This window comes from Aeromonas sp. MTB (assembly GCF_056632455.1).
Map to the genome: position 1 here is coordinate 1,954,044 of NZ_CP147026.1, position 23,491 is coordinate 1,977,534.

The following is a 23,491-nucleotide window of genomic DNA, read 5'->3' on the forward strand; positions in this document are numbered from 1 at the left end:
GCTCCTTACATCCGGAAGATGCCGTACTGCTCGGGTTCAATGCGGGCACCCTGACAGGCGGCGAGCGCCAGTGCCAGCACGGTGCGGCTCTGGGCCGGGTCGATGACGCCATCATCCCAGAGGCGGGCGCTGGCGTAGTAGGGGTGACCCTGGCGCTCATACTGTTCGATCACGGGCGCGCGGATGGCGGCCGCTTCCTGTTCGCTCAAGTCTTTGCCCTCGGTAGCCAGCTTGTCCCGACGCACCTGCACCAGCACCCCGGCAGCTTGCTCGCCCCCCATGACAGAGATACGGCTGTTGGGCCAGCTAAAGAGAAAATCGGGTTCATAAGCGCGGCCACACATGCCGTAGTTGCCGGCACCAAAGCTGCCGCCGACGATCAGGGTGATCTTGGGCACCCGGCTGCAGGCCACGGCGGTGACCAGCTTGGCGCCGTGCTTGGCTATACCCTCTTTTTCCGCGCTACTCCCCACCATAAAGCCGGTGATGTTCTGCAAAAAGAGCAGCGGGATGGCACGCCGGTTACAGAGTTGGATAAAGTGGGCCCCCTTCTGGGCACTGTCGCTGTGCAGCACGCCGTTGTTGGCGAGGATCCCCACCTCCATGCCGCAAATACGGGCAAAGCCGGTCACCAGTGTGGTGCCGAACAGCGCCTTGAATTCGTCAAAATCAGAGCCATCCACCAGTCGTGCAATGAGTTCGCGGGCGTCGTAAGGGCGTTTGAGACTGGTGCCCACCAGACCGTAGAGTTCCTCGATCGGGTAGCTGGGGGGCTCGTAGCCGCGGCTGCTCTCTACCGGCTCGTTACCCAGATGAGTAACCAGCGTGCGGGCGATAGCCAGCGCATGGGCATCGTCACGGGCCATATGATCAGCAACGCCGGAGTGGGCGCAGTGTACCTCGGCGCCGCCGAGGGCCTCGGCGCTGATCTCCTCGCCGGTGGCGGCCTTGACCAGCGGCGGACCCGCCAGAAAGATGGTGGCTTGCTCCCTGACCATGATCGACTCGTCCGCCATGGCGGGCACGTAGGCGCCGCCTGCGGTGCAGAGCCCCATCACCACCGCCAACTGGGGGATGTTCTGGGCCGACATGCGGGCCTGGTTGTAGAAGATGCGGCCAAAGTGATCCCGGTCGGGGAACACCTCATCCTGCATCGGCAAGAAGGCGCCGCCGGAATCCACCAGATAGAGGCAGGGGAGGCGCAGCCGCTCGGCGATGGCCTGGGCGCGCAGGTGTTTTTTCACCGTGAGCGGGTAGTAGGTGCCGCCTTTCACGGTGGCATCGTTCACAACCAGCATGCAGAGCCTGCCCGAGACCCGGCCGATGCCGGTGATGATACCGGCGGCGGGCACCGGCTCGTCATAGACCTGCCAGCCAGCCAGCGCCGAGAGCTCGAGAAAGGGGGAGCCCGGGTCCAGCAGCTGATTGATGCGCTCGCGGGGCAGCAGCTTGCCACGGCCCTGATGGCGGGCGTTGTTGGCCGCGCCGCCTCCTTGGGCGATCTCGGCAATGCGGGCATGGAGATCGTTGACCAGCCCCTGCATGGCGGCACAATTAGCTGCATATTCCGGACTCGCCGTGTCGAGGCGGGAGTGGATACGACTCATGCATTTTCTCCCATCAGCTCGCGGCCAATGAGCCAGCGGCGGATCTCCGAGGTGCCGGCTCCGATCTCGTAGAGTTTGGCGTCCCGCAGTAGGCGGCCAGTGGGGTATTCGTTGATGTAACCGTTGCCGCCGAGCAGCTGGATGGCATCGAGGGCCATCTGGGTGGCGTTTTCGGCGGCAAACAGGATGGCTGCGGCGCAATCTTTACGGCTGGTGCGACCCTGATCGCAGGCGCTCGCCACCGAGTAGACCAGCGCCCGGCTGCTGGCGAGGCGGGTATACATGTCGGCGAGCTTGCCCTGCACCAGCTGGAACTCGCCGATGGCTTGACCAAACTGCTTGCGCTCACGCACATAGGGCAGCACTACATCCATGCAGGCCTGCATGATGCCAAGGGCCCGCCGCCAGCACCACCCGCTCGTAATCGAGCCCGCTCATCAGCACCTTGACCCCGCCGTGCAGGGGGCCCAGCAGGTTTTCCTGCGGCACCCGGCAGTTGTCGAACACCAGCTCGCAGGTGCTGGAGCCGCGCATCCCGAGCTTGTCGAGCTTCTGGGCGGTAGAAAAACCGGGAGTGCCGGCTTCAACGATAAAGGCAGAAATTCCTTTGGGGCCCGCACTGGTATCTGTCTTGGCATAGATGACGAAGGTGTCGGCATCGGGTCCGTTGGTGATCCACATCTTGTTGCCGTTCAGCACGAAGTGATCGCCCTCGCGCTCCGCGGTGAGGCGCATGCTGACCACATCGGACCCGGCTCCCGGCTCGCTCATGGCCAGCGCCCCCACATGCTCGCCGCTCACCAGCGGGGGGAGGTAGCGTGCTTTTTGCTCCGCCGTGCCGTGGCGGTGGATCTGATTGATGCAGAGATTGGAGTGGGCGCCGTAGGAGAGGCCGACCGAGGCGCTGGCGCGGCTTACCTGTTCCATCACCAGCACGTGGGCCAGATAGCCGAGGTTCACCCCGTCATACTCCTCCGCCACCGTGATGCCGTGCAGCCCCAGTTCACCCATCCGGGGCCAGAGATCACGGGGAAAGGCGTTGCTCTGATCGATCTCGCTGGCGCGCGGGGCGATCACTTTCTGGCAGAAGGCCGCAACCTGTTCGGTCAGGGCATTCAGGGTCTCATCCATCTGCATCCATGCTCTCCTTGCGGATATGACAGTCGGGTAGGAAGGTTGGCTCGACCGGCTGACTCGGCGTTACGGCTGGTAGTGGTCGGTCCATTTTGTACTTCACTTCTGCCACAAGTTTACGTTAGCGTAAACGTAAATCAATTGTTAATCTGTTGTGTGTCGATAGATAGGTGGTAGTGAGAGCGTCATCAGCTACCACGACAACAGCGCCATAGTGGCAGATCCGAATGACCAGTGTGTGGGCGCCGCGTCATAAAGCGCTAACTCATGAAAATAAGCGCGGGACAACAAGGGAGCGAACGACAAGATGGATTTTACCCTGACCGATGATCAACAGGCGTATGTGGAGGCCGCCGCCGCCTTTGCCGATGAGGCGCTCAAACCCCATGCCGCGCGCTGGGACAAGGAGCATGAGTTTCCGATCCCGACCATCAAGCAGGCGGCCGAGCTAGGTTTTTGTGGTCTCTATACTCCGGAGCAGTTTGGCGGATTGGGGCTGCCGCGCCTCGATGCGAGCCTCATCTTCGAACGCCTCGCCATGGGCTGTACCTCGACCACGGCGTATCTGACTATCCACAACATGGTGAGCTGGATGCTGGGTAGCTGGTTGCCCACCGAGGTTGCCAAGGAGTGGGTGCCCAAACTGGCTAGCGGCGAATTGCTGGGCTCCTATTGCCTCACCGAGCCGGGGGCGGGTTCCGATGCGGCGGCACTCAAGACCCGGGCGGTGCGTGAGGGTAACAGCTACCTCATCGAGGGGACCAAGGTCTTTATCTCGGGAGCAGGCAGCAGCGATGTGCTGGTGGTGATGGCCCGTACCAGTGGTGAAGGTGCGAAGGGGATCTCTGCCTTTATGGTGCCGGCAGATAGCGCGAGTATCGTCTATGGCAAGCCGGAAGAGAAGATGGGCTGGAACAGCCAGCCGACCCGGGAGGTTGTTTTCAACGGGGTGCGTATTCCCGCCCGCTATCGGTTGGGTGAGGAGGGGGAAGGGTTCAAGTTCGCCATGCAGGCCCTCGATGGGGGGCGCATCAATATTGCCACCTGTTCGGTGGGCACCGCCCAGCAGGCGCTGGACGATGCGCTGGCTTATGTGCAGCAGCGCCAGCAATTTGGTCACCCGATCAGCGAATTCCAGAGCGTGCAGTTTCGCCTGGCCGATATGGCGACCGAGCTGGCTGCCGCCCGCCTGCTGGTACGTCAGGCCGCCGACAAGCTGGATCGCGGGGCACCGGACAAGAGTGCCTGGTGTGCCATGGCCAAACGTTATGCTACCGATGTGGGTTATCGAATTTGTGATGAGGCTCTGCAACTCTTTGGCGGCTATGGTTATATCCGCGAGTATCCGCTCGAGCGCTATCTGCGCGATACCCGGGTACACCGCATTCTGGAGGGCACCAACGAGGTGATGCGACTCATCATTGCTCGTCGGCTGCTGGCCGATCCCGGCTTGTCGCTGGGCTAACCGGTGGTCGCATCAAGGGTGTGTTGCCTGCCACCCGATTGCACCATGCCGGTTTCGGCTTTGTGAGCCAGCCACAGGTTGGCGTCATTCAAGACTGTCATCATGGCGGCAGCTTCATCGACAAGGACAATGTTATGACAAGGATCAGACTCGAATATCATGGCCACGTGGCCTATATCACCCTCGACCATCCCCCTGCCAACACCTGGACTCTCGCCAGCCTGCAGGCCTTTTTGCAGATGATGGTGGAGCTCGACAGTCGTCCCGATGTGGTGGCGCTGGTGATCCGTGGTGCGGGCGACAAATTTTTCTGCGCCGGTGCCGACCTCAATATGTTTGTCGAGGGGAATGTCGAGCTGGCCCGCGAAGTAGCCGAGGCGTTTGGCAAGGCCTTCGAGGCGCTGGCCCGTTTTCACGGCGTCAGTATCGCCGCCATCAATGGTTATGCCATGGGCGGTGGCCTGGAAGTGGCGCTGGCCTGTGATATCCGAATCGCCGAGCAGCAGGCGTTGCTGGGACTGCCGGAAGCCTCGGTGGGCTTGCTTCCCTGTGCCGGTGGCACCCAGCGTTTGACCGAGCTGGTGGGGCCGGGCTGGGCCAAGCGGATGATCCTCTGCGGTGAGAAGGTGAGTGCCTCGCTGGCCTACGAGATGGGGCTGGTGGAGGAGGTGGTGAAAACCGGTCAGGCATGGGAGGCGGCGCACCAGATGGCCCATCTGGTGGAGCGCCAGAGCCCGAGCGCCCTGCGCGCCTGCAAAACCCTGATCAATCTGGGCCGCAGTGGCCCGCGGGATGCCGCCTTGCCCCTTGAGCGAGCGCTGTTTCTCGATCTCTTTAGCGATGCCAACCAGCGTGAAGGGGTGGCCGCCTTCCTGGAGAAACGCTTACCGCGCTGGCAATATGGCCCAACAGAATAAATCCATACGGAGCCGTTTATGAGTGAGCCGGTCAAGGTTAGCTGTTATCCCACCGAAGATGGCCATCAGGTCGGGGTGTTGACCCTCGACAGCCCTGCGTCTCTCAACGCATTGAGCCTGCCGATGATCCAGATCCTGCAACAGACGCTGACCCGTTGGGAGCAGGATCCCGCCATCGTCTGTGTGCTGCTGCAGGGGATGGGTGAGAAGGCATTTTGTGCCGGTGGCGATATCCGCTCCTTCTATTACCGCAAACAGGAGGCAAGCGGATCTGAACTGTTCGAGTATGCCCGCGATTTTTTCGAGCAGGAGTACCGGCTCGACCACCACATCCACTCTTACCGCAAGCCCCTGATCTGCGTGGCGGACGGTATCTGCATGGGGGGCGGCATTGGCCTGTTTGCCGGAGCCGATTTTCGGGTTGTTACCGAAAGAAGCCTGTTTGCCATGCCGGAGGTGACCATTGGCCTCTACCCCGACGTGGGGGCGAGCTGGTTTTTAAGCCGGATGCCGGGGCGGCTGGGGCTCTGGCTCGGTCTGACTGGCGCCCGCTTTAATGGCGCAGATGCCCTTGGGGTGGGGCTGGCGGATCACGCCATCGCCAGTGGCGAGCGCAGTGCGTTGTTGTCACGCCTCGCCGTACTCGACTGGGCTGGCAGTGGTGAGCCTCGTGAGCAGATCGATCTGCTGCTCAGGGGATTGCACCGTGAGGTAGCGGCCCGGTTGCCAGCGCCAGTATTGCTGCCCCATCAACAGAGGATCGATGCCTTGCTGGCGGGACGCACGCTGCAAAGGGTATTGGCGCGGTTGTTCGAGGCTCAGTTCGATGAACAGGAGGCGGTACTCCAGCAGGCGCAGCAGCTCTGCCGCACCGGCAGCCCCATCAGCCGTGCCATTTTGTGGCGCCAATATTGGCAGGCTCGCCGCTATTCCCTGGCCGAGGTATTTGCCGAGGAGCTGACCCTCTCGGTCAACTGCGTGCTGAAGGGGGATTTTGTGGAAGGGGTGCGGGCACTGCTGATCGACAAGGATAAAGATCCCCGCTGGCAACAGTTGCCACCGGAGGGGGAGTGGCTGAATGAGTTCTATCGCTGGCCTCAGGGGCGCAATCCGTTGGCCTGCAAGGAATAACATCTTGGCAACCGGCGGAAGCCGCCATCAGCAACGCAAGGAGCAAGCGGGATGACAAGGATAGGGTTTATCGGGCTCGGCAACATGGGGGGGCCCATGGCGGCCAATCTGGCCAGGGCCGGGCACAGGGTGCAGGTGTTTGATCTGGTTGCCCAAAACATTGAGCGCGCCATCGCCGCTGGCTGCATCGCCACGGGGGATGCCCGTGAGGCGGTGACCGGCTGCGAGGTGGTGATCAGCATGCTACCTGCGGGGGAGCATGTGCGCGATCTTTGGTTGGGCGAGAGCGCCGGTGAGCGAGGTGGGCAGGATCTGCTGGCAGCCCTGCCGGTTGGTGCACTGGTGATCGACTGCTCCACTATCGATGTCGACTCTGCCCGTCAGGTCGGGGAGGCGGCCCGCGCACGTGGTTTGCGCTTTATCGATGCCCCCGTCTCGGGCGGTGTCGCCGGTGCGGCCGCCGGGACACTCACCTTTATCGTTGGTGGTGACGCGGCGGATTTCGAGGCGGCGAAACCTCTGCTCGCCTGCATGGGGCAGAACCTGTTTCACGCCGGGGCGCTGGGTGCCGGGCAGATCGCCAAGATGTGCAACAACATGCTGCTTGCGATCCATATGGCGGGTACCGCCGAGGCGCTGGCCCTCGGGGTGAAGGAGGGACTGGATCCCGCCGTGCTCTCCACCATCATGGGCAAGAGCTCCGGCAACAACTGGAGTCTGGAGCGCTACAACCCCTGGCCCGGGGTGATGGAGAATGTCCCTGCCGCCCGCAACTATCAGGGGGGCTTTATGACCCGTTTGATGGTGAAAGATTTGGGATTGGCCATGGCGCTGGCCGAGCATGGCCACAGCGCTGTGCCGATGGGGGCGCTCGCGCGTAACCTGTTCAACCTGCATGCCGCTCAGGGGCAGGGGAGCCGCGATTTCTCCAGCATCGTCGAACTCTATCTGGATAAACAGGATCCCGCCTGACGGGCCAACTCTCTTCAAGGCATCTCCCCTCGACCAGCTACAAGGAGCATTGATGGATATCAAAGATAAGGTCATCGTTATTACCGGTGCCGGACGTGGCTTGGGACGGGCCATTGCGCTGGCCCTGGGCGCACAGGGGGCGAAGCTGGCGCTGCTCGACATCAATCGCGCCGATCTGGAGGCGACCGCCGCCATGGTTCACAGCCAGAATGGTCAGTGTGATCAAGATAGTCAGTGCGAGCTGTTTGTCTGCAATGTGGCGAGCGAAGCCGAGGTTGAAGCCGCGTTTGCCGCCATCAAAGGGCGTTTTGGCGTGCTGCACGGTCTTATCAACTGCGCCGGCATTTTGCGCGATGGCATGCTGATCAAGGTGAAAGAGGGTGAGCTGGTGGAGAAGATGACGCTGGCCCAGTGGCAGAGCGTGATTGACGTCAACCTCACCGGTACCTTCCTCTGCGCTCGCGAGGGGCGGCGCTGATGGCGCAAGGGGGCAGGGGGCGTTATCATCAACATCTCCTCTATCGCCCGCGCCGGCAATATTGGCCAGAGCAACTATGCCGCCAGCAAGGCGGGGGTAGCCTCGCTGGTGGTGACCTGGGCGCGGGAGTTGGCGCGCCATGGCATTCGGGTGATGGGGATTGCCCCCGGGGTGTTTGCCACCGACATGACGGCGGCGATGAAGCCGGAGGCGATGGCGCGGATGCAGCAGGCCATTCCGGTCGGCACCCTTGGCGAGGCGCAGCAGCTGGCCGAGACGGTGAGCTTTATTTTTGCCAACGACTATCTGTCGGGAAGGATGATAGAACTGGATGGCGGTTTGCGTTTATAGGGATTTACATAATGGGCCCCGGTGTTTCCACCGGGGCTTTTTTATGCAGATTATTTATACAGAGAGTGCCTGAATGGCGATGCATAGGAACCATGCGAGTCAGGTTGTGTTGGCAGAAAAATGAGAAATATCAATGGGTCTTGGTTAATTTGAGCCAGCTCACAGGCCATATGGGTCAGTGCTGTAAAATTGCGCGCGGTCAAGGCGGTGCATGATTGACGGGACGAGGGATTGCGGTCGGAATAGTCATGCAATATAGTTGCCGCCTTTTTCACGGGGTCAGGATTCCCAGCCCCTCCCATATTGCGCGCAGTATGAATACGGACGCTCTGCCGCCGCCTAAATAAACAGGATTGAAATGGACAAGAAACTAGGGCTGGGCGCCCTCATTTCGCTGGTGATCGGCTCCATGGTCGGCGCCGGGGTCTTCAGTCTGCCACAAAACATTGCTGCGCATGCCAGTGCCGGGGCGGTTGCCCTGGGTTGGGCCATCACCGGTCTTGGCATGATCTGTCTCGCGCTGGTCTATCAGAACCTCTCCATGCGCCGCCCCGATCTCGATGGCGGTATCTTCAGCTATGCCAAAGCCGGTTTCGGCGATTTCATCGGTTTCAACGCCGCCTGGGGTTACTGGCTCTGCCAACTGCTGGCCAACGTCTCCTACGCCATCGTAGTGTTTAGCGCCCTGAGCTACTTCTTCGATACACCTGACAACGTCATCTTCGGTGACGGCAATACGCCGGTGGCTATCACGCTGGCCTCCATCCTGATCTGGTCGGTGCATGCGCTGGTGCTGCGTGGGGTACAAGTTGCTGCACTGGTGAATATCGTCACTACCATCGCCAAGATGGTGCCGCTCATCGTCTTCTGTGTCGCGATCCTGCTGGCCTTCAACATGGATACCTTCACTCTGGATATCTGGGGCCAGAACAACATGGAGCTGGGCTCCGTGATGGATCAGGTCAAGTCCACCATGAAGGTGACCCTCTGGGTCTTTATCGGGATTGAAGGGGCCGTGGTGGTCTCTGCCCGTGCCCGTCATCGCAAGGATGTGGGCCGAGCTACCGTGCTGGCGTTGCTCGGCGCCCTGACGCTTTACGTGATGGTGACCCTGTTCTCGCTGGGTGTCATGAGCCAGCCGCAACTGGCGGCGCTCAAGAACCCTTCGACCGCCATGATCCTCGAAGCCGTAGTCGGCCCCTGGGGCGCCTGGCTTATCAACATCGGTCTGGTGGTGTCGGTGATGGGTGCTCTGCTCAGCTGGACCGTGCTGGCCGCTGAAGTGCCCTACATCGCGGGCAAGACCGGTGTGTTCCCGGGCTGGTTTGCCAAGGAGAACAAGAACGGCTCGCCGCAGGTGTCCCTCTGGTGCTCCACCTGTCTGGTGCAGATCTTCCTGATCATCATCTACTTCCAGAGCAGCACCTATCTGGCGCTGGTCAACATCGCGACCTCGGCGGCGCTGGTGCCGTATGTCTTCTCTGGCGCTTATGGTCTGAAACTGGCATTGAAAGGGGAGACCTATCAGGGTCAACCCCATCAGCGCAAGCGTGACCTGCTGCTGGCCCTGGTGGCGACGGTTTACGGCTGCTGGCTGGTCTACGCAGCCGGTGTGGAGTACCTGTTGCTGGTGGCGCTGCTCTACAGCCCGGGCATCTTCATCTACTGGAAGGCGCGTCAGCATCACGGTCTGCGCGGCCTTAACCGGTTGGAGCAGGGGATGACGGCGGCCCTGCTCGGCTGTGCCGTGCTGGCCTTCTACAAGGTGATGGACGGTACCATTCCACTGCACTAACCGGCACAATGAAGAGATGGCCCTCGCGCCATCTCTTTTTTTTTCATGCAGATATCCACTGTTGCCCGGCCGTGTTGGCCAGTTTTTGTTTAACACAGGAATTTTTATGCTGTTTATGGGTTACCTCCTGCTGGGCGCCTTTGCCGGTATGCTGGCAGGACTGTTCGGGATCGGCGGCGGTCTTATCATTGTCCCCGTGCTGGTCATGACCTTTCGCGCCCAGGGCATCGACCCTGAAATCATTACCCATCTGGCCCTCGGCACCTCGTTGCCCACCATGATCTTTACCGGATTCAGTTCGCTGCGGGCCCACCGGGAGGCGGGCGCCGTCGACTGGGTGATGATCCGCCGACTCGGCGCCGGCATGCTGATCGGGGGCTGGCTTGGCGGCATGACCGCCAATCTGCTCAGCACCAGCACCCTCAATATCATCATCGGTTGTTTCGCCTGGAGCATGGCGCTACAGATGGGGCTTAACCTTAAACCCAAAGCGGAGCGCCATATGCCGGGGCCGCTCGGCACAGGCATTGCCGGTACCATCATTGGCTGGATGTCAGCCCTGTTTGGTATTGGCGGTGGCTCGCTCACGGTCCCTTATCTGAGCTGGAACTCGGTGCCAATGCGCAATGCGGTAGCGGCCTCTGCAGCCTGCAGCATGCCCATCGCGCTGGCGGGGAGCCTCAGCTACCTCTATGCGGGTTGGGGTCATGCCGATCTGCCCGAGTGGAGTGTGGGCTACATCTATCTGCCCGCCCTGCTGGGCATTGTGCTGACCAGTACCCAGTTCGCACGCATTGGCGCCAAGCTGGCACACCGCCTGTCACCCACACGCCTCAAGCAGGCCTTTGCCCTGCTGATGCTGCTGGTGGGGGCGAAATTTATGCTGTTTAGCTGATTCATTCGGCAGATTGTTGAAAAATAAGGCAAACGATCTGTTGGAGGGTAGAAAGCCGTTGCATTGAACGCCCAGTTTGCCTATTCTCCTCGCCGGTGGTCCTATTGGTCCTCTCGCATTGATAACCCGTCGACCTGGTCAGGACCGGAAGGTAGCAGCCAAGGCGGGGGACTCGAGTGCCGGGATGTGGCTGGTAGGGCCACCACTTGTTTCTGCAATTCAATAAGTTAGCTTCCTAAAGCCCTTGGTCATCCACTTTGTGTGGACGACGAGGTGCTCATCGATGAATCTCTGGCTCAGTCCCCACGGCATCTGGTATTACCGGAAAGTCACCACGCTCCCCTGTGGTCGTCGTAAAGAGATCAATAAATCCCTGCATACCCGAGACAAGCTGACTGCCCGTGCAGCTGTTGCGAAGCGGCTTGCCTGCGTGGGTTCCAGACCCAAGCCCATTCAGTTGCCTGCAGAGGTCAATGTTGCCCTACATGAGCAATCAGTAGCCCGGAATCCAAGGTTTTATTGTTTGGTGACACGCATGGCTGCGTTGTATTTGAGCCGCCCATGGGAAATATGTCTGTTTATCTCGCTCAGTAGCGTCTCTTTATTGATGGGCTTGGTGATATATCCATTCATGCCATGGGAGAGATAGTATTGCTTGGATTCCGGCATCGCATCAGCCGTCAGGGCGATGATGGGGATATCTGCCCAAGGCATCTGGGAGGTGCGGATCCGGGTGGTGGCCACCAGGCCATCCATCACTGGCATCTGGACATCCATCAACACCAGATCAAATTCGGTGCGACCCAGTTTCTCCAGCGCTTCTTCTCCCTGAACGGCCAATGTGACCTGATGGCCCACGGAGTCGAGCATGGCGCCGATCACCTTGCGGTTGGTGGCATTGTCATCAACCAGCAAGATGCGATAGCTCTCCTGATCCAGCGGCTTGGACGGCAGGCAAACAATCGAGGGGGTCGTGGCTCTGGCGGGCCAGATGTAGGTAAAAGTACTGCCATGTCCCTCGCTGCTCTCTACCGAGATATCGCCACCCATCAGGCGTGCGAGGTTACGGGATATTTCAAGTCCCAGGCCCGATCCACCATATTGGCGGGTGATCGAGACATCCGCCTGGGCGAAACGTTGAAACAGGTTCTTTAACTGACTTTTGCTCATGCCGATCCCGGTGTCCTGGATCGAGATGCGTATCGAGTGGCGATCCTGCTCCAACAGGGTGCTATCAACGCGAATATTGACCTCTCCCTGATGGGTGAACTTGATGGCATTGCTCACCAGATTGAAGAGGATCTGGCGCACCCTCAGCGGGTCGATCATCAACCACTCCGGCGTATCGGGGGCAACAGCCAGGGTCAGCTTGATCCCTTTTGCATCGCAGTTGCTCTGCATCAGGGCCCGGATATCCTCCAGCAGCTGGGGCAAGTGATGGGGGGCCAGTTGCAGCTCGATCTTGCCCTCTTCCAGCTTGGATACATCCAGAATGTCGTTGAGCAGACCGAGCAGATGGTTTGCCGATTCCCGCGCCGTCTCCAGATAGTCTCGCTCCCTCGGATCCATATCCCGGTCGGCCAGCAGTGAGAGCATGCCGAGAATGCCATTCATGGGGGTGCGAATTTCATGGCTCATGTTGGCCAAAAAGCTGCTTTTGGCTCTTGTGCCTGCCTCTGCCGCCTGATTTGCCCGCAGCAGTTTGTCATTGAGCTGCTGCATCAGTTTGTGCTGCAGAAACGAGATATTCATTTGCCGCCAGATCAGCAGGGCGAGCACAAAGAGCAGCGCAAATTGCAGGGTTGCGATGAGTGTCGTCGTGATGATCTGCTCCCTCACGCTGTCGCGACGCGCCACATCAAACAGGGTCGCCTGCTGGTTCACCTCCAGAGTCAGCTGATGGAGCAGGGGGAGCAGGGAGGTAAGCTGTTGGCGCAGCTCCTGATGGGCAAGATTGTCCAGCGGCTTGGTGGCTTCCGGGCCGAGCCAGATATCCGCCAGAGAGATGTAGGATCGAATGGCTTTGCTTGCCTGCTGGTAGATCTCTGTTTGCTGAAGCAGGCTGCGATCCTTGCTCTCCAACACCAGATCCATGCGGCTGACCAGAATATCGTATCTGAGCTGGAAGGTCGGTTGCGACTCATGGAGCAGCGAGCTTTGAAAACGCAGCGCTTCGTTATAGAGCTGGAAATAGTTCCACATCACGTTGTCTTCGCCCTGGCTGGTACTGCGCTGCAGATCCTGAAATTGCCGGTACTGGATGGTACCAATACCGGCAAAGGCAAGGAGCAGCACACAAAGCACCACAAACAAGAAACGTTGACTGGCCGCCATGGAACGCATGATGGGATCTACTCCACTTTTATCGCACTGATCTGCCAGATAGCCCGACCGTAATAGAGCTTGTTTTGCAGTTCGGGATATTGATCAAACGGATAGACAAGGAACAGCGGCCCTTTGTCGCGCACCGACAGTGGCTTGCCATTGATCGTGCGGGCGAGGATGACCCGATACTGCTCGGCATCGCTTGTCGGCACCTGTACCGAGTAGTCATTGAGCGCGGTAATGGTGAGCTGTTTGCCGGTTGCCCCGACCTTGGCCAATACATCTTGCAGCAGCGGGCCGCGAAAGGTCTTGGCTTCGTCATACCATGGGGTATGGGTTTTGATTTCGTGTACCGGCAGTTGATCCAGCATGGCGCTGTCCCACAGGGCCAGAGCCTGATGAGTGGGGCTGCTGATGGCGCCTTCAACCTTCAACACGGCGCTGTCAGGGTAGGGAGCTGCGTATGCGGTGCCGCAAAGGGCTGCCAACAGTGGTGCGATGTAAAGGCCTGCTTTCATGATCTCTCCTTCCTGGAAAATGGCGGCATGGGGGCCGAGCCAACGGTGGCTTGCGATGTGTGTCCAAAGGCAAGCAATAATCGGGCCCAGTCTAATGGGCGCGAATTATCAGCCATTTAGCCTGTTATCGGGCGATCTCGGCGAAGGTGAATTGCAGTTTGCAACGTGCGGGGGAGGTTAATTGCAATTTGGCAATCAAAACGAGGAGTGGGTGTCGATGAATAAGGAGCAAAGAGTATCATTTGGAGAACAAGTGCCGTGGCACTGCCCGGCATAACATTTGCAACGTGCTGAATGCCGTGACAGCAAATAGTCTGAGAATCGACAAGGAGCTAGCGATGGAAAGCATGACTTACACCCTTAATGATATCCAGGTAGTGGTACTGGAAAACGAGTTTGACGCGATGGCCGTCAGTGAGCTCCGCCCGTTGTTTGAAACCCTCTCGACCCACCCGGGAGATATCCTAGCCGATATCAGCGATGTTCATTTTATCGACTCGTCGGGGATCGGAGCCTTGGTATTTCTCTATAAAAGATTGATTATGAACGGGCATCAGATGGCCCTTGTCTGCGGACCCGGTCAACCCCATGACCTGCTGGAGATGCTGCATATCGACCGGGTGATCCCCTGCCATGAGAGCATCAAGGCCTATATGCGTTCCCGTGGCATGATGGCCGCTGCATCATGAAACGGGTTGGTATCCTGCTATCGTCCATTCTGCTGTCGGGTTGCGCGCAGTGGCCGCCGGAGGGGTATGGCGGCATGGCCGAGGCAAGACCCACCCGTATTCCGGTCAATGAGGATGAACGGCGGGTCTGGTCTCGTTATGATGAGCGTCAGAAGGAACTCGACTTGCAGCTGACGGAATTAAAGCAAGCGAGTCTGCAGGGGTGTATGCCTGCCGAGTTGAAACGACTACAATCTCAACGTATTGATATCGAACGGGATATGCACGGACGGCTCTGGTCGGATGTAGCCTGGCGTCAGACCGTGTTGGCACAATCACTACAACAAGTACGTTTGCGGCTGCAACAGACAACAGCGGATGGCTGTCGTGCTGATTGGTCAGGGCTCCCCTTACGCCAATGGGGGCAGACGTAACAGACGAAAAGGATGTCTATGAAACGGGGCGCTCTCGAAGGATTGATCTGTGTTCTCTTGCTGTTGTTCACCTGCCCGTTACTGGCCTCCACCTTGTTGGCTCCCGGTGATCGGTTGGCCATCGTGCAACCCGGTGAGCCTGCTTTTGATCAGCCTTTCCAGATCAACAAGCAGGGGGAGATTGCACTGCCTGAAGTTGGCAACGTCGTGGTGGGGGGGAAGACCCTGCAACAGGCGGATGAGCTGATCCGCACCGCCCTCAAACCTGTTTACAACAACCTCTCTCAATTGACCGTCACCTTGCTGGAAAAGCGGCTGCTGATCAGCGTGATGGGCTATGTTAAAAAACCCGGCAGTTATGATCTGGCGCCCGATGGCAACGTGCAGATGGCCCTCGATGCCGCTGGCGGTCTGGTGCCTGGTGCCCAGCTCAACAATATGCAGGTGCGGCGTGGCAGCACGGTCTCTAGCTTCGACTACAAGCGTTATCTCGATACCGGCGATGCCAGCGTGTTGCCGCCATTGCAATCCCTTGATGTGGTGTTCGTGCCAGCATCCCCTTTGATCGGCAACGTGCAGATTGATTTTGATGCGGCAACCCTGGCGGCAGGCGGGGATGGCGATACCGGCAAGGCGATCAAGGTGTTTGGCGAGGTCAACAGCCCCGGCGCCTTCAGTTTCAAGAGTGGCAACTCCATCGTGGATCTGCTGATGCGAGCCGGTGGGGTGACCCGTTTTGCCGGGGTGGAGCGGATCCGGGTGATCAATGGTGATGCCCCCGAACTGTTCGATCTCAAAGCCTATCTCGACTCCGGCAACAACAAGCTGCTGCCCAATCTGGCGCCGGGCGCCACCATCTTCGTGCCCAAGGATGAAGAGCAGATAAAACGGGGAGCGCGCACCATCTACATCATGGGCGAGGTGTTTAAACCCGGCGCCTATGAGGGGCGGGAAGGGGACTCCTTCCTCGATATTCTGGCCAATGCCGGCGGCCCGACCCGCTATGCCGAGAGTCGCCAGATCCGTTTGCTGCGCACCGATGGCACGATCGAACCCATCGACTTGCAGGCCTATACCGAAGGGATGCAAAAGGCGCTGCCCCAAGTCAAACCCGGTGACGCCATCTTTGTGCCGGAAAAAACCGATATCAACGAGAAGTCCTGGTTGAAGGTGGCACCCGGGCGGGCTGTGATGGTGATGGGAGCGGTGCGGATCCCGGGCCGCTATGAATGGTCTGACGAGATGTCGCTGCTGGATCTGATCGCCCATGCCGGTGGCCCCAACGAGCGGGCCGATATCGCCAAGGTGCAGATCCTGACCGCCGAAGGGGGGCAGGCCACGCCGACCCTGTTTGATCTCGACAAGTTTCTCCATCAGGGGGGGGCGCTCGCCAGCCTGCCAAAGATCCGGGCCGGATTCACCATCATGATCCCCGAGCTGCCCACCGATCCCAGTGACAACAAATCCCAGTGGGTGCGTCAGTCACCGGACAGTTCCATCTATATCTTCGGTCAGGTCGGGGCCCCCGGTCGCTATGCCTTCAATGATCAGATGGGCTTTATCGACATCCTGTCGGCCGCCGATGGTCCGACTGCGGCGGCGGATCTGCGCAATGTGCGCATCGCCCATCGTAGTGGCAGCACCGCGCGGGTCAGCAAGCTCGACCTTGCCCTCTACTTTGAAACCGGCGATGAAACCTTGCTGCCCAAGGTGCTGCCCGGCGACTCCATCTACCTGCCGGAGAAGAATCGCCCCTGGCTCGATGAGCCGAAGGAGAACACCATTCGGGTGTTGGGAGCGATAGCCCGCCCCGGTCGCTACCGTTTTGACTCCTCCATGACCCTGCTGGATCTGCTGGCAGAGGCGGGGGGCCCGACCAGCAGCGCCTATATCAAGAAGATTGTGGTGATCAACATGGCCACCAGTGGTCAGGGGGATCAGGCCCGCAGCTTCGATCTCGACGGCTTTGCCAAAGAGCCCGACTTTAGCCAGTTACCGGTGCTGCGCGCAGGGGACACCGTCTTTATCCCTGATAGCAAAAGCAGCAACTGGGCCATCTTCATGGATGGTATGCGCGACATTTTGACCACGATTTCGGTGGTGGCCTTGGTCGGGACGCTTTGATATGAGCATCCCCATTCAATATCTGGAGCTCGAATCCCTCTATGCGGCGACGGTCGCCCGGGGGATCCGCTCGCTGGCGGTCACCTCGTCGGAAGGGGGAGAGGGGGTGAGCTCCATCTGCGATGCGCTGGCAAGGCGCTCGGAGGCGGATGGGCTGCGTACCCTGCTGGTGGACCTCAATCTCTATCACCCCGGCCGCGCCACGACGGTTGCCTGGGGGCCCAATGATGTGCCCGAGCCGGTGGCCACTGGCCGCTCCTTGTCCTTGCTCCCGGCGCCGGGCAAGGATCTGATGGCCTTTCGCAACAAGGATACCTTGCGTCAGCTGCTGGTTCGCTGGCTCGAACATTACGATGTTGTGATCTTCGATACCTCGCCGCTCACCGCCCTCAATCGGGGCAATATTCCGGCCGATCAGGTGTGTGGAGCCTGTGAAGGGGCGCTGCTGGTGGTGCTGGCGGGGGTGACGCCGACGACCGTGGTACAAAGTGCGGTGGATAAACTGACCCGTGCCGAGGCCAATCTTATTGGCGCTGTCTATAACGACAAGCTCAACCCGGGGCTGGCCAGCGAGATCCTGCGCGAACTCAACCGGCTGCCCAGCAACCGGGTGACCGAATGGCTCAAGCGCTGGTGCCGGCGTAGTGCCTTGCTCAATTTCCGGATCTGATCGCCCGCTGATGGAGGCCCGATATGGATGACTGGTTGCGATCTGCTCCGGCAACCCTGCAGGCGGTGCGCGAACTGCGCAACCGGCTGGCACAGGGGCTCTCCCTGTTTCAGGTCTCCCCAAAGGATCAAGCCAACTGGCTGCTCTGTTTCAGTGAGCTGGCCACCAATAGCGTCAAACACACAGTCCCTCCCGCGACCCGGCTCTGGCTCACGCTAAAAGAGGATGAAACGGGCTTGAGTCTGATACTGGAGGATGATGGCGGCCCGCAACCCGGTCTTGCCAGTGCGCCGTTACCCGATGAGCTGCAGGAGGGGGGATACGGACTGGCGCTGGTGCACCAGCTGTTTGCCGAGGTGCACTTCTCTCGCGACGATGATCGCAATCGCGTGACCCTTCGCCAGCAGGGCCCGGTCAACCAACTGCCGGTGATCGCGGTGATCGACGATGACAAGGTGATGCGTGCCCTGCTCACCGCCTATCTCCATGAGCACTACCGGGTTGAAAGTTATGCCGACTCCCATGCCGCCCTGCTGGCGCTCGGGAAGCAGCCCCCCGCGCTGGTGCTCTCCGATATCGAGATGGAGGGGATCGATGGCTTTGGGCTGCGCCAGCAGTTGATGAAGGATCCCAAGATGAAGGGGGTGCCCTTTATCTTCCTGACCGGTCATCAGGATCAGTGGACCCAGAGTCGGGCGGGGGCGCTGGGGATCGATGACTTTCTGGTCAAGCCCATCACCAAGCAGGACCTGTTGCTGGCGGTTTCGCGGGTGTTGCAACGCTCGCAGCAGCTCAAGTCGCAATGGGGCGAACAGCTGGATCAGCGCATGACCTCGGCGCTGCGCCCGTTATTGCCCGCTACCTCCATAGGGGGATACCAGCTGGCGTTGCAAACCCGCGCGGCCACCGTGGGGGGCGGGGACTTTCTGCTGGTCAAGGATCGGGTGCTGTGGCTCGGGGATGTGATGGGCCACGATGCAGAAGCCAAGTTCTTTGCCCATGCCTATGCCGGTTATCTGCGCGGCTTGCTGACGGCGCACGATCTGGAGCGCGCCCCCGCCCGTTTGCTGACCATCTTGTCCAATGCGGTTCACAGTGATCCGTTATTGGGGGCTACCCTGCTCACCACCCTCTGCATTGAACTCGGCAACGAGGGGCGGGTGCAGTGGGCCAGCGCGGGCCACCCGGCGCCCTGGCTGGTCGGGCCCGGTACCATCCGTCAGGTCGGCGTGACCGGCCCCTTGCCCGGTTTGCGCCCGGATCCCCACTTCGTGACTAATGAGCGTCAGCTCAAGCCCGGCGAGATCCTGCTGTTCTGGACCGACGGCCTGCTCGATAGCCGTGATGCCGCAGAACGCCAGCGCTGGGAGTCGCAGCTAAAAGAGATCTGCCTGACTTCGGGGCCCGGTCTTGAGCAACTGGCTCATCGCATTGCCCGCTGGTTTGATGAACGCATCAATGATGCTGCCCTCGATGACATGACCCTCCTGCTGGTCGCCTGTCCCGGCGCCTGATCCTGCCCCTCTTTGCCTGACTGGCCCGCTCTATGCAGCGCCTCATTTCAGGTGGCATGGAGCCACGGGAGGAGGGCCTTATGTTACCCATGCAGCAGATCTGGCTGGCCATCGATGCGCGTCAGGTCGGTGGAATAGAAGTTCACATTATCCACTTGGCCAACGATCTGCTGGCCAGAGGATTTCGCCCCACCATAGTGCTGGTGAGCAACCACGGCATGACCCCCTTTACGACCCTGCTCAAACAACAGGGCTTGCCCTACGAGGTGTGCCACAACAGCCGCGACTTTATGCGCCGTCTGGCCCGTCAGCCTGCTTCTGTGCTGATCCATACCCACGGCTACAAGGCCGGGGTGCTGGGGCGGCTGACAGCCTGGTTCACCGGTAAATCGGTGGTCTCGACTTTTCACAGTGGGGATGACGGGGAAGGGTTGCTGAAGTTTTACAGCTGGCTGGATCGCACCACAGCGCGTTTTGCGAAGTGTATTGCAGTGAGCGAGCCCATCGCTCGCAAATTGCCTGTGCCGAGCACGGTGATCAGCAACTTTGTCCCCATGCCTGCGACGCCGGCATCGGTAACTGGCAACCGGATCGCCTTTGTCGGCCGCCTCTCGCCGGAAAAGGGGCCGGAGGCATTCTGCCAGCTGGCTGCCTTCTGCCCGGATGGGGCGTTTCATCTCTACGGGGATGGCCCCATGAAAAGTGCCTTGTTGCAGCAGTATGGTGATCGCGTCCAGCTTCATGGTTTCCAGAACATGGCCAATGAGTGGCACAACATCGACCTGCTCTGCATCACCTCCCGCTTTGAAGGGTTGCCGCTGGTGGCCCTGGAGGCGATGGCTCACGGCATACCGGTCTGTACCTTTGCGGTGGGGGGCCTGGTCAATCTGATCGACCATAAATCCAATGGCTGGCTGGTGGAGCCCGGCCATGTGCGGGATATGGCGGAGCTGGTCAACTACTGGCTGCGCAGCGATGGGGTGGTGCGCAGCAAAATGAGTCAGACGGCCCGCAACACCATAGCCCGCGGGTACAGCGTCAACAACAGAGTGACCGAAATTCTGGCTGTCTACGGCGCCTGAATCACGGAGAAACCTGTCAAAACGAGTGGCCGCTGGCCACTCGTTTTTTATGTGCCGGTGTTATGGGGAGCAGGGGGCGGATTGCTTCTGTGATCACGCAACGCTTGGGTTTCTGCTGTTGGTCAAACTGGCATCAGGCCTTTGGATGGATGGGGCCAGATGATGGCGATCAGATCGCTGACTTCTCGGTGATCAACGTTGATTTGCCACAAGGATGCGCCATAAAAAAAGGCCATTGCAGTGGCAATGGCCTGATGGGGTTGGGGTGTGGTTGAGGTTGGTGCGGCGGGATTAGCGCCCCTTCTTGCCAACCATGATGGCAATCGTCTTGCCGATGATATGCACATCCTGAACCAGCCAGCGCCAGGGGTGGAGCAGGGCGACCGAGTAGGCCAGATCGAACGCCAGCTTGCTGCGCACATCATCGAGCGACTCGTCGTAACCCTGATTGACCTGTGCCAGACCGGTAATACCGGGGGCCACTTCATAGGTGCGTTCGATAAAGTACGGCACCGCATCTTCCAGCCGGTTGGCGATCCCGGGTCGCTCCGGACGGGGGCCGATCAGCGACATCTCCCCCTTGAGCACATTGATAAACTGCGGCAGCTCATCGAGCCGGGTTTTGCGCAGAAAGTCGCCGCTGCGGGTGATCCGGCTGTCCCCCTTGCCACACCAGACCGGCCCGGTGGCCGCCTCGGCGTCGGCGCGCATGGTGCGAAACTTGATCATGAAAAAGAGCTCGGTATGGGTGGCGTGGCTGCGCCCGATCCGCAGCTGACGAAATAACACAGGCCCCGGGCTATCGAGCCGGATGGCCAGCATGATCAGTGGCCACAGCGGCAGCGTCAGCAGCAGGCCAAGAGTGGCACCGAGCAGATCCATGCTGCGTTTGACCACTAGGGTCAATCTTGGAATGGGGTGTGTCATACGGCTTTCTCCTGTGACATGAAACGTATGGGGGCGCGCAGGCAGTAGCGCAGGGTGCCCATGCCGTTGTACCAGTGTCCGAGTACCAGATAGTGGATCTTGCGAAACAGATTGGGCCAGGGGTGCACAGGGGTCAGCTGGATCAGGATGACCAGCAGATACCCCAGCAGTTGCAGCCCCAGCAGCAGCTGAAACAGCAGGGATTGGGTGGCAAGCGGGATGGCGCAGAGCCACAGCAGGGTCAGGCAGAGCGGCATCAACACCCGCAGCCCCTTGCCACTGGCAAAGTTGAAGGCAACCCAGCCGAACTTGGGGTGTAGCAGGGGCAGCAACCGCAGCAGCTGCTGGGTGTTGCCAGCCCCGATCCGCTTGCGCCGTGTCGCCTCCAGCGCGGCATTGGAAACTTCCAGCTCCAGTGCGGCGCAGCGATTGTCATAGACCGCCCGATACCCCTTGGCGATGGCCTGCATCGGCAGGATGAAATCGTCGTTGATGGTATCGGCAGCCAGCGGGGTGAGGCACTCCCGGCGCATCATGTAGAAGGCCCCGTGGGCACCCAGCATGCCGCCAAGGGCCGACTCGCAGAGCTTGATCTGGCTTTGATAGTGCCAGTAACTCTCCTCGCCCTGTGAGCCCGGTTGCCAGAAGCGGTATGCTTCCCCGACCACCCCTACCTTGGGATCGGCAAAATGGGCGACCGCCAGCAGCAGGCTGTCGATGGGCAGCAGGGCCGAGACATCGGTGAGGGCTACCAGATCGCTGTGCACCCGGGTCATGGCCTCGTTGAGCACGGCGACCTTGCCGCGATTGCGGGGGTGATCAAACAGCCTGATCTGCAACTGCTGCAGGGCGGGATCACCGAGCTGGCTCAGCGCAATGGGGTAGCTGTTGTCGCTGCAGCCGTCGAAATGCACATGCACCCACAGCTTGTCGGCGGGGTAATCGAGGCTGGCGAGGTTTTGCAGCTTGGCCGCGATGGTTGCCGCCTCGTTGTAGACCGGCATCAGCAGGGTGATGGTCGGCAGCGCCTCATCGGCGGCCTCTGTTTTGAACCCTCGATCCAGAGGGCGGGGCGGATTGGCTACCTTGCGCGCCTGCCGACCACCGAATTTGAGCAGCAGGGGATAGCCGACATGGTGGTAGACCACCAGTACAGCGCACAGCCAGAACACGATCATGATCCATTCCATGGGATGCTCCTCTGGTCATCGGGTCGCTTGATCAGCGGCTGTAAAGCTGCTGATAGGCCTGAGCCATCCGGCTCAAGCTGCTTTGCTGGCACACAAACTCACGGGTGACGGCACGCAGGCTATGGCACTGCAGCAACCCTTGTGCCAGAAGCTGGGCAAGGCGGCCGGGATCCCGCTCCGACAGGATATGGCCGCTGGCCTGACAGACGATCTCTCTGGCCGCCCCCACATCGCTCATCACCACCGGTACCCCGCAGGCCTGTGCTTCCAGCACGCAAAGCGGCATCCCCTCTGCCAGCGAGGGGAGGCAGAAGAGATCCAGCCCCTGATAGAAGCGCGGCATGTTTTCGACCAGCCCGAGAAAATGGACCCGATGGGCGATCCCTAGCTGCTGACACTGTTGTTGCAACGCATTTTGCAAACTGCCGACCCCTGCCAACGCAAGATGCACCTCCTGCGGCAGGGCGCGGATCGCCTCCAGCAGCAAGGTGTGACCCTTGACCGACTCAAGGCGGGCGGCGCAGCCAATCAACTTGACCCCTTGTGGCAATCCCATCTCCTGACGGGCGAGGGCGGCGGCGCCAGGGGCAAAACGCTGCTCATCGATGCCGTTGGGGATCACGGTTGGCGACAGCTGGCCCAGCTTGGCCAACAGCTGGTTGGCCACCGGCGTCGCATCGGCCACCAGAATGGGTTTGAAGGCGCGCAGCCCCCACAGGGCCAGCGTGCGCTGATGGGGATCATCGAGATACCAGGCATCGTGCTCTGTGTGGATCTGGGTGGGCACCCGGGCCAGCCGACTGGCCAGCCCGCCATAGAGCATGGGTCCCAGATGGTGGGTATGTACCGCGACGGGCTTGAGTTGGCGCAGCAGCCGGGTGAGCCGCCAGAGGGTTGCCAGCGACCAGCCCGCGGGCTTTTCCAGGCAATGAATATTGCCTGCGAAGGGATGCAGGGCGGGCCACGCTCTTAGCACATCCCCTTTGCGCCCTTCGAGGGAGATGATATGCACCGGTTGCTCGGCAGGGCTCGCCTGCGTGAGGTTGAGCACCATGGTCTCCAGCCCGCCGGGCTGCAGGTGCTGCACGATTTGTACGACAGGTTGCAGAACAGGTTGCACGACGGGCTGGGCGCTGGCGTTCCTACGGGGATGGGGTCTGTGCGACGGGGTTGATGACAACATGGTTCGCGCTCCGGCAAGGGAAGGGGTGACACCCCGGATAGCGGGAGAATGCGAATCTTGTACCACTCTTGCGATCTGCCCACAGAGGCGATCAGCACCTCTGGTGGCACT

Annotated in this window: 18 protein-coding genes, 1 other RNA gene and 2 pseudogenes; 14 read left to right on the top strand and 7 right to left on the bottom strand. The window is 60.3% G+C overall.

Annotated elements, in window-relative coordinates:
• Positions 1–5: 5 nt before the first annotated feature.
• Both WBR25_RS09000 and WBR25_RS09005 read right to left on the bottom strand, forming a co-directional pair.
• A complete protein-coding gene (locus WBR25_RS09000; protein ID WP_042083449.1) occupies positions 6–1,607 on the bottom strand; it encodes a carboxyl transferase domain-containing protein in 1,602 nt (533 codons plus the stop codon).
• Positions 1,604–2,744: pseudogene (locus WBR25_RS09005) on the bottom strand (isovaleryl-CoA dehydrogenase). The gene WBR25_RS09000 and the pseudogene WBR25_RS09005 overlap by 4 nt, the downstream one beginning before the upstream one ends.
• Positions 2,745–3,048: 304 nt before the next feature.
• Here WBR25_RS09005 and WBR25_RS09010 point away from each other — a divergent pair.
• From WBR25_RS09010 to ffs, 8 genes and pseudogenes are all read left to right on the top strand, one after another.
• On the top strand, positions 3,049–4,206 hold the full coding sequence (locus WBR25_RS09010; protein WP_479749700.1) for an acyl-CoA dehydrogenase family protein: 1,158 nt from the start codon (positions 3,049–3,051) through the stop codon (positions 4,204–4,206).
• Between the two features lie 134 nt (positions 4,207–4,340).
• Complete coding sequence (locus tag WBR25_RS09015) at positions 4,341–5,123, top strand: enoyl-CoA hydratase (RefSeq protein WP_206877700.1); 783 nt, start codon at positions 4,341–4,343, stop codon at positions 5,121–5,123.
• An 18-nt stretch (positions 5,124–5,141) separates the two neighbouring features.
• A complete protein-coding gene (locus WBR25_RS09020) occupies positions 5,142–6,254 on the top strand; it encodes an enoyl-CoA hydratase/isomerase family protein (protein ID WP_479749701.1) in 1,113 nt (370 codons plus the stop codon).
• 51 nt (positions 6,255–6,305) lie between these two features.
• On the top strand, positions 6,306–7,226 hold the full coding sequence (gene mmsB, locus WBR25_RS09025; protein WP_335854245.1) for a 3-hydroxyisobutyrate dehydrogenase: 921 nt from the start codon (positions 6,306–6,308) through the stop codon (positions 7,224–7,226).
• Between the two features lie 52 nt (positions 7,227–7,278).
• Positions 7,279–8,055, top strand: a pseudogene (locus WBR25_RS09030) (SDR family NAD(P)-dependent oxidoreductase).
• 358 nt (positions 8,056–8,413) lie between these two features.
• Positions 8,414–9,850, top strand: a complete 1,437-nt coding sequence (gene arcD / locus WBR25_RS09035) for an arginine-ornithine antiporter (protein ID WP_005336921.1) — start codon at positions 8,414–8,416, stop codon at positions 9,848–9,850.
• Between the two features lie 106 nt (positions 9,851–9,956).
• Positions 9,957–10,745 (top strand): sulfite exporter TauE/SafE family protein, encoded by a 789-nt coding sequence (locus WBR25_RS09040; RefSeq protein WP_005336920.1) that lies wholly within the window; start codon positions 9,957–9,959, stop codon positions 10,743–10,745.
• Positions 10,746–10,847: 102 nt separating this feature from the next.
• Positions 10,848–10,944: signal recognition particle sRNA small type (ffs, locus tag WBR25_RS09045), an RNA gene on the top strand.
• A 317-nt stretch (positions 10,945–11,261) separates the two neighbouring features.
• On the opposite strand, the gene WBR25_RS09050 is transcribed toward ffs, so the two are convergent.
• On the bottom strand, positions 11,262–13,088 hold the full coding sequence (locus WBR25_RS09050; RefSeq protein ID WP_479749702.1) for an ATP-binding protein: 1,827 nt from the start codon (positions 13,086–13,088) through the stop codon (positions 11,262–11,264).
• A gap of 8 nt (positions 13,089–13,096) precedes the next feature.
• Positions 13,097–13,588 (bottom strand): putative pterin-binding protein, encoded by a 492-nt coding sequence (locus WBR25_RS09055; protein WP_479749703.1) that lies wholly within the window; start codon positions 13,586–13,588, stop codon positions 13,097–13,099.
• A gap of 338 nt (positions 13,589–13,926) precedes the next feature.
• On the opposite strand from WBR25_RS09055, the gene WBR25_RS09060 reads away from it, so the two are divergent.
• The 6 genes from WBR25_RS09060 to WBR25_RS09085 all read left to right on the top strand — a co-directional run bounded on the left by WBR25_RS09060 (position 13,927) and on the right by WBR25_RS09085 (position 20,080).
• Positions 13,927–14,277: an STAS domain-containing protein gene (locus WBR25_RS09060; RefSeq protein ID WP_005333409.1), complete on the top strand. Its 351-nt coding sequence runs from the start codon at positions 13,927–13,929 to the stop codon at positions 14,275–14,277.
• The gene (locus tag WBR25_RS09065) at positions 14,274–14,690 is read left to right on the top strand and encodes a hypothetical protein (protein WP_139442702.1); all 417 of its coding nucleotides are present in this window, start codon (positions 14,274–14,276) and stop codon (positions 14,688–14,690) included. The genes WBR25_RS09060 and WBR25_RS09065 overlap by 4 nt, the downstream gene beginning before the upstream one ends.
• A gap of 18 nt (positions 14,691–14,708) precedes the next feature.
• Complete coding sequence (locus WBR25_RS09070; RefSeq protein WP_479749704.1) at positions 14,709–16,814, top strand: SLBB domain-containing protein; 2,106 nt, start codon at positions 14,709–14,711, stop codon at positions 16,812–16,814.
• A 1-nt stretch (position 16,815) separates the two neighbouring features.
• A complete protein-coding gene (locus tag WBR25_RS09075) occupies positions 16,816–17,484 on the top strand; it encodes a P-loop NTPase family protein (protein WP_279487040.1) in 669 nt (222 codons plus the stop codon).
• Positions 17,485–17,507: 23 nt separating this feature from the next.
• The gene (locus WBR25_RS09080; RefSeq protein WP_236272478.1) at positions 17,508–18,998 is read left to right on the top strand and encodes a SpoIIE family protein phosphatase; all 1,491 of its coding nucleotides are present in this window, start codon (positions 17,508–17,510) and stop codon (positions 18,996–18,998) included.
• 80 nt (positions 18,999–19,078) lie between these two features.
• The gene (locus WBR25_RS09085; protein WP_479749705.1) at positions 19,079–20,080 is read left to right on the top strand and encodes a glycosyltransferase family 4 protein; all 1,002 of its coding nucleotides are present in this window, start codon (positions 19,079–19,081) and stop codon (positions 20,078–20,080) included.
• A gap of 291 nt (positions 20,081–20,371) precedes the next feature.
• Here the strand turns inward: WBR25_RS09085 and WBR25_RS09090 are convergent, their stop codons facing one another.
• The 3 genes from WBR25_RS09090 to WBR25_RS09100 are packed head-to-tail and all read right to left on the bottom strand — an operon-like array spanning position 20,372 to position 23,380.
• Positions 20,372–21,007 carry a sugar transferase gene (locus WBR25_RS09090; protein ID WP_479749706.1) on the bottom strand — a complete coding sequence of 212 codons (636 nt, stop codon included), beginning with the start codon at positions 21,005–21,007 and terminating at the stop codon, positions 20,372–20,374.
• Positions 21,004–22,197: a glycosyltransferase family 2 protein gene (locus WBR25_RS09095; RefSeq protein WP_042083499.1), complete on the bottom strand. Its 1,194-nt coding sequence runs from the start codon at positions 22,195–22,197 to the stop codon at positions 21,004–21,006. Before WBR25_RS09095 ends, WBR25_RS09090 begins: the two co-directional genes overlap by 4 nt.
• A gap of 31 nt (positions 22,198–22,228) precedes the next feature.
• Positions 22,229–23,380, bottom strand: a complete 1,152-nt coding sequence (locus tag WBR25_RS09100) for a glycosyltransferase (protein WP_216962416.1) — start codon at positions 23,378–23,380, stop codon at positions 22,229–22,231.
• Positions 23,381–23,491: the final 111 nt, after the last annotated feature.

Coding starts and splice junctions, on each gene's coding strand:
- WBR25_RS09095 (WP_042083499.1), bottom strand. CDS start 22,197: ATGGAATGGATCATGATCGTGTTCTGGCTGTGCGCTGTACTGGTGGTC.
- arcD (WP_005336921.1), top strand. CDS start 8,414: ATGGACAAGAAACTAGGGCTGGGCGCCCTCATTTCGCTGGTGATCGGC.
- WBR25_RS09075 (WP_279487040.1), top strand. CDS start 16,816: ATGAGCATCCCCATTCAATATCTGGAGCTCGAATCCCTCTATGCGGCG.
- WBR25_RS09055 (WP_479749703.1), bottom strand. CDS start 13,588: ATGAAAGCAGGCCTTTACATCGCACCACTGTTGGCAGCCCTTTGCGGC.
- WBR25_RS09060 (WP_005333409.1), top strand. CDS start 13,927: ATGGAAAGCATGACTTACACCCTTAATGATATCCAGGTAGTGGTACTG.
- WBR25_RS09020 (WP_479749701.1), top strand. CDS start 5,142: ATGAGTGAGCCGGTCAAGGTTAGCTGTTATCCCACCGAAGATGGCCAT.
- WBR25_RS09080 (WP_236272478.1), top strand. CDS start 17,508: ATGGATGACTGGTTGCGATCTGCTCCGGCAACCCTGCAGGCGGTGCGC.
- WBR25_RS09065 (WP_139442702.1), top strand. CDS start 14,274: ATGAAACGGGTTGGTATCCTGCTATCGTCCATTCTGCTGTCGGGTTGC.
- WBR25_RS09070 (WP_479749704.1), top strand. CDS start 14,709: ATGAAACGGGGCGCTCTCGAAGGATTGATCTGTGTTCTCTTGCTGTTG.
- WBR25_RS09085 (WP_479749705.1), top strand. CDS start 19,079: ATGTTACCCATGCAGCAGATCTGGCTGGCCATCGATGCGCGTCAGGTC.
- WBR25_RS09010 (WP_479749700.1), top strand. CDS start 3,049: ATGGATTTTACCCTGACCGATGATCAACAGGCGTATGTGGAGGCCGCC.
- WBR25_RS09090 (WP_479749706.1), bottom strand. CDS start 21,007: ATGACACACCCCATTCCAAGATTGACCCTAGTGGTCAAACGCAGCATG.
- WBR25_RS09100 (WP_216962416.1), bottom strand. CDS start 23,380: ATGTTGTCATCAACCCCGTCGCACAGACCCCATCCCCGTAGGAACGCC.
- mmsB (WP_335854245.1), top strand. CDS start 6,306: ATGACAAGGATAGGGTTTATCGGGCTCGGCAACATGGGGGGGCCCATG.
- WBR25_RS09000 (WP_042083449.1), bottom strand. CDS start 1,607: ATGAGTCGTATCCACTCCCGCCTCGACACGGCGAGTCCGGAATATGCA.
- WBR25_RS09015 (WP_206877700.1), top strand. CDS start 4,341: ATGACAAGGATCAGACTCGAATATCATGGCCACGTGGCCTATATCACC.
- WBR25_RS09040 (WP_005336920.1), top strand. CDS start 9,957: ATGCTGTTTATGGGTTACCTCCTGCTGGGCGCCTTTGCCGGTATGCTG.
- WBR25_RS09050 (WP_479749702.1), bottom strand. CDS start 13,088: ATGCGTTCCATGGCGGCCAGTCAACGTTTCTTGTTTGTGGTGCTTTGT.